Here is a 5047-nt window from a genome sequence, read left to right as displayed (position 1 = left end):
GTTTTTATAGAACTTTCAAAAAAGAAGAATATTTGGAATTATATTAGTTAAACAAAAAAACAAGACAATGATATCTTACAACACTAAAGACTGGTTTACCTTTATTTTTCGTTTTCACAAAGCGGACACCTTTAGAACGTTGCTTCCAATAATGTTTGCGATTGGAGTTTATGCAGCGCTTATCGGTTATGCCGAAGTGGAATATTGGAAATTAGCCGAAAATAGCTATGTAAAAAACATAACTATTATGCACGGAATGTTAGGTTTCGTCATTTCGTTATTGTTAGTTTTCAGAACCAATACTGCTTATGATCGTTGGTGGGAAGGACGAAAACTCTGGGGAAGTTTGGTCAACAACAGCCGTAACTTTTCCATAAAGTTATGCGCTATTTTGGAAGATGAAAATGATAAAAAGTTTTTCAGAAAGATCATTCCCAGTTATGCCAACGTTTTGCAAAAACATTTAAAAAACGAAGATACAGCCAAACAACTTTTTGAAGATTTAGATTTGGAAATCGACCATCACAAACATAAACCTAATCAAGTTGCAATGTTGATGTTTCAAAAAATCAATGAATTATATGTTGCCAAAAAAATAACCGGTGACCAATTAATCATTTTGAATGCCGAAATTCAATCGTTTACCGAAGTTTGTGGCGCTTGCGAGCGAATCAAAAACACACCAATTCCCTATTCTTACAGCGCATTTATTAAGAAGTTTATTTTCTTTTATATAATGACTTTACCTTTTGGTTATTCTTTTAGTTTGGGATATTATGTAGCACCTGTCGTAGTTTTTATCTTTTATGTTTTGGCAAGTTTAGAATTGATTGCTGAAGAAATCGAAGATCCTTTTGGCGGCGATGTCAATGATTTACCTACAAAGAAAATATCAGAGAACATTAAGAAACACGTCGAAGAAATTTTGTAAAGATTTCTATTTTAAATAATTATTTTTAAAATTACCTACTAGCAAATTCGAAGATTATTCCTTTAAATATTTGAATCTGTAGTAAATTAAGTTTAATTAAAAATTTGCTTAAAACATGATCGATAAACGATAGAATTTTATTTTATCTCTCATCAGCAATCCTTATATTTGCATACTTAAATAGTACACATGAAGATTTCATACAATTGGTTAAAACAATTCATTAAAATAGATTTAAAATCAGAAGAAACAGCAACTTTACTGACAGATTTAGGTTTAGAAGTGGAAGTTGTTTCCAACTACCAATCCGTTCGTGGTGGTTTGGAAGGTGTTGTAGTAGGTCACATTTTGACTTGCGAAAAACATCCTGATGCCGATAGATTAAGTATTACGACTGTTGATTTAGGAGAGGGAACTCCAGTACAAATTGTTTGTGGTGCAAGTAATGTTGCCAAAGGTCAAAAAGTACCGGTTGCCACTATCGGAACCAAACTATTTGACAAAGAAGGTGTTGAATTTGAAATCAAAAAAGGAAAAATCCGTGGGCAGGAAAGTCACGGAATGATTTGTGCCGAGGACGAATTGGGTTTAGGGACAAGTCATGATGGAATTATGATTTTGGATGCTACTCTAAAACCTGGAACTCCATGTGCCAAAGTTTTCAACATTGAAAATGATGAAGTATTTGAAATTGGTTTAACGCCAAACCGCGCTGATGCTATGTCGCATTATGGTGTGGCTCGTGATTTACGCGCCAGTTTATTGCAAATAAACAGTAACATCGAATTAATCACACCAACGGTGAGTACTTTCCGTATAGACAAAAGAACACTAAAAATTGATGTTGATGTAAAGGACAGCAAATTAGCGCCGAGATATTGTGGCGTTACCATTTCAGGAGTTACTGTACAGTCGTCTCCAGCATGGTTACAAAACCGTTTAAAAGCTATTGGTTTAACACCAAAAAATAATATTGTTGATGTTACCAATTACATTCTGCACGATTTAGGACAACCTTTACATGCTTTTGACGCTTCTAAAATCAGTGGAAAAATTATTGTAAAAACTTTAGAAGCTGGAACAAAATTCACCACATTAGACGATGTTGAAAGAACCTTGCACGAAGAAGATTTGATGATTTGTGACGAAAAAGGACCGCTTTGCATTGCAGGTGTTTTTGGCGGAAAAGAATCAGGAGTTACAGAATCCACGAATTCAATTTTCCTGGAAAGTGCTTATTTCAATCCGATCAGTGTTCGAAAATCAGCAAAAAGACATGTATTAAACACGGATGCATCTTTCCGTTTTGAAAGAGGAATTGATCCTAATATTACTGAATTTGCCTTAAAGCGTGCAGCTCTTTTAATCAAAGAAATTGCCGGTGGCGAAATCACATCAGATATTGTTGATATATATCCGAAAAAGATTGAAGACTTTCCAGTTTTCTTAAATTTTGATAAAACAACCAAATTGATTGGGCAAGAGCTACCAAAAGAAACCATCAAGAAAATATTGGCTTCATTGGATATTAAAGTAAACAGTGTTACCGATAAAGGTTTAGGTTTAATAATTCCTTCTTATCGAGTAGATGTTCAACGTGAAGTTGATGTTATAGAAGAAATTCTTAGGGTTTATGGTTACAACAATATTGATTTCACCAAAAAACTTAATGCTACTGTTGCTAACTCAGCTAGAACAGAAGATTATAAAGTACAAAATATCATAGCTACTCAATTAAATTCTCTTGGGTTTCATGAAATGATAGCCAACTCTTTAACATCACCTGATTATGTGAAATTATCTGAAATGTTGAAAGAAGAATATAATGTGATGATGTTAAACCCACTAAGTAACGACTTATCAGTAATGCGTCAATCGTTATTATTTTCGGGTTTAGAAGCGGTGTCGTATAATATTAACCGAAGAAATGGTGATTTAAAATTATTCGAATTTGGAAAAACATATCACAAATTACCTTCCGGTTATGATGAACTAAAACACTTGACACTATTTGTGACCGGGAATAGAAATTCAGAAAGTTGGACGACTGCTGAAAAACCATCTGATTTCTTTTTATTTAAGGGCTTTGTGGATTCGGTATTAAATCGTTTAGGTATTTGCAAAATCCAAAACAAACCAACTGAATCTGATGTTTTTGCAGAAGGAACAGCCATTGCATGTGGTAACGATATTTTAGTGGAATTTGGAACAATTAAAAAATCTATACTTAAGCATTTCGATATTAAACAAGAAGTTTTGTTTGCTGATTTCAATTGGAATCTTATATTAAAATTAATCAGCAATAAAATCAAGTTTACTGATATTCCAAAATATCCTGAGGTGCGAAGAGATTTAGCACTTTTGGTTGATGATTCTGTAGCTTTTGATGCAATTTATTCGATTGCACACCAAACAGAAAAATCGCTTTTAAAAGACGTGAGTTTATTTGATGTTTACCAAGGAAAAAACCTTCCGGAAGGTAAGAAATCGTATGCTGTTAGTTTCACGCTGCAGGACAACACCAAAACGTTGACAGACGAGCAGATTGATAAAATAATGAACAAGCTACAAAAGAATTTAGAAAGCGAAGTTGGGGCAAGCTTGAGACAATAATCACCATTTTGTCATTCCGACTAAAGAGTACACGAGAGCATTAGCCCGAACTAGCATAGCAATCTCATCCTGTTTAAAAATCTGTCAGGTTTATAGAAGCAAAAAAGTCCCGATTTCTCGGGACTTTCTATTTATAGGCAACAGTGAATTATTTCTTTTTCTCTGTTTTTTCCATTTTTGCTTTTAATCCGGCAAGGATATCATTGTTATCTCCAAGAGTTGAAGCCGGAGCATTATTGTTAGAGCTTACTGCTTCTGCAACAGCTTTAACATTTTTCTCTTCTTCTTCTCTAAAGATAGCCGTATGAGAAGCTACAACTCTTTTGAATTCTTTGTTGAATTCAATAACTTTAAAGTCTGCTACTTCACCTTTTTTCAATTTCTTACCATCTTCTTTTTCTAAATGACGAGTTGGAATAAACGCAACTACATCGTCACCGAAATCTACAGTAGCACCTTTGTCAACAATTTCAGAGATAGTTCCGTTGTGGATAGTTCCAACAGCAAAAGCCTCTTCATGCTTGTCCCAAGGATTAGCGGTTGTTTGTTTGTGACCTAAAGATAATTTACGTCCGTCAACATCTAACTCTAATACAACTACTTCTAATTTGTCACCAACATTCACAAATTCTGATGGGTGTTTAATTTTCTTGGTCCAAGATAAATCAGAAATATAAACTAATCCATCAATACCTTCTTCTAATTCAACAAAAATACCAAAGTTTGTAAAGTTTCTAACGATACCTGTGTGTTTAGAACCAACAGGATATTTAGCTGTAATATCTGTCCATGGATCTTGCGTTAATTGTTTGATACCTAAAGACATTTTTCTATCATCTCTATCAAGAGTTAAGACTACTGCCTCAACAACATCACCAACTTTTACGAAATCTTGAGCCGAACGTAAATGCGTAGACCAAGACATTTCAGAAACGTGGATTAATCCTTCAACACCTTCGGCTACTTCGATAAATGCACCGTAATCAGCAATTACTACTACTTTACCTTTTACTTTATCACCAACATTCAAGTCAGCACTTAAAGCATCCCAAGGGTGAGCATTTAATTGTTTTAAACCTAATTGAATTCTTGTTTTCTCATCATCGAAATCAAGGATTACAACATTTAATTTTTGATCTAATTCAAGTACTTCACTTGGGTGATTAATTCTACTCCAAGAAAGGTCAGTAATGTGAATTAATCCATCAACACCACCAAGGTCAATAAACACACCATAAGAAGTAATGTTTTTAACAACACCTTCTAATACTTGTCCTTTTTCTAATTGACCAATGATTTCTTTTTTCTGAACTTCAATATCCGCTTCGATAAGCGCTTTGTGAGAAACAACAACATTTTTGAATTCGTGGTTGATTTTCACAACTTTAAATTCCATCATTTTGTTTACATATACATCGTAATCTCTAATTGGTTTAACATCAATTTGAGAACCTGGTAAGAATGCTTCAATTCCGAAAACGTCAACAATCATACCTCCTTTAG

At 33.9% G+C, this 5047-nt stretch carries 3 protein-coding genes; 2 read left to right on the top strand and 1 reads right to left on the bottom strand.

Going from position 1 to position 5047, the window contains the following annotated elements:
* Positions 1–67 precede the first annotated feature (67 nt).
* Together ACOYLP_RS10705 and pheT are read left to right on the top strand one after the other, a co-directional pair.
* Complete coding sequence (locus ACOYLP_RS10705; RefSeq protein WP_422856160.1) at positions 68–931, top strand: bestrophin family protein; 864 nt, start codon at positions 68–70, stop codon at positions 929–931.
* A gap of 189 nt (positions 932–1120) precedes the next feature.
* The gene (pheT, locus tag ACOYLP_RS10700; protein WP_422856159.1) at positions 1121–3544 is read left to right on the top strand and encodes a phenylalanine--tRNA ligase subunit beta; all 2424 of its coding nucleotides are present in this window, start codon (positions 1121–1123) and stop codon (positions 3542–3544) included.
* A gap of 148 nt (positions 3545–3692) precedes the next feature.
* Here pheT and rpsA read toward each other — a convergent pair.
* Positions 3693–5047: 30S ribosomal protein S1 (gene rpsA / locus ACOYLP_RS10695; RefSeq protein WP_422856158.1), on the bottom strand; the 1355-nt coding region annotated here is incomplete at its 5' end.

This window comes from Flavobacterium sp., assembly GCF_049318325.1.
Taxonomy (GTDB): Bacteria; Bacteroidota; Bacteroidia; order Flavobacteriales; family Flavobacteriaceae; genus Flavobacterium.
The sequence above is the reverse complement of the archived record's forward strand: the minus strand, read 5'-3'. Positions and strand labels throughout refer to the sequence as shown.

Coding starts and splice junctions, on each gene's coding strand:
- ACOYLP_RS10705 (WP_422856160.1), top strand. CDS start 68: ATGATATCTTACAACACTAAAGACTGGTTTACCTTTATTTTTCGTTTT.
- pheT (WP_422856159.1), top strand. CDS start 1,121: ATGAAGATTTCATACAATTGGTTAAAACAATTCATTAAAATAGATTTA.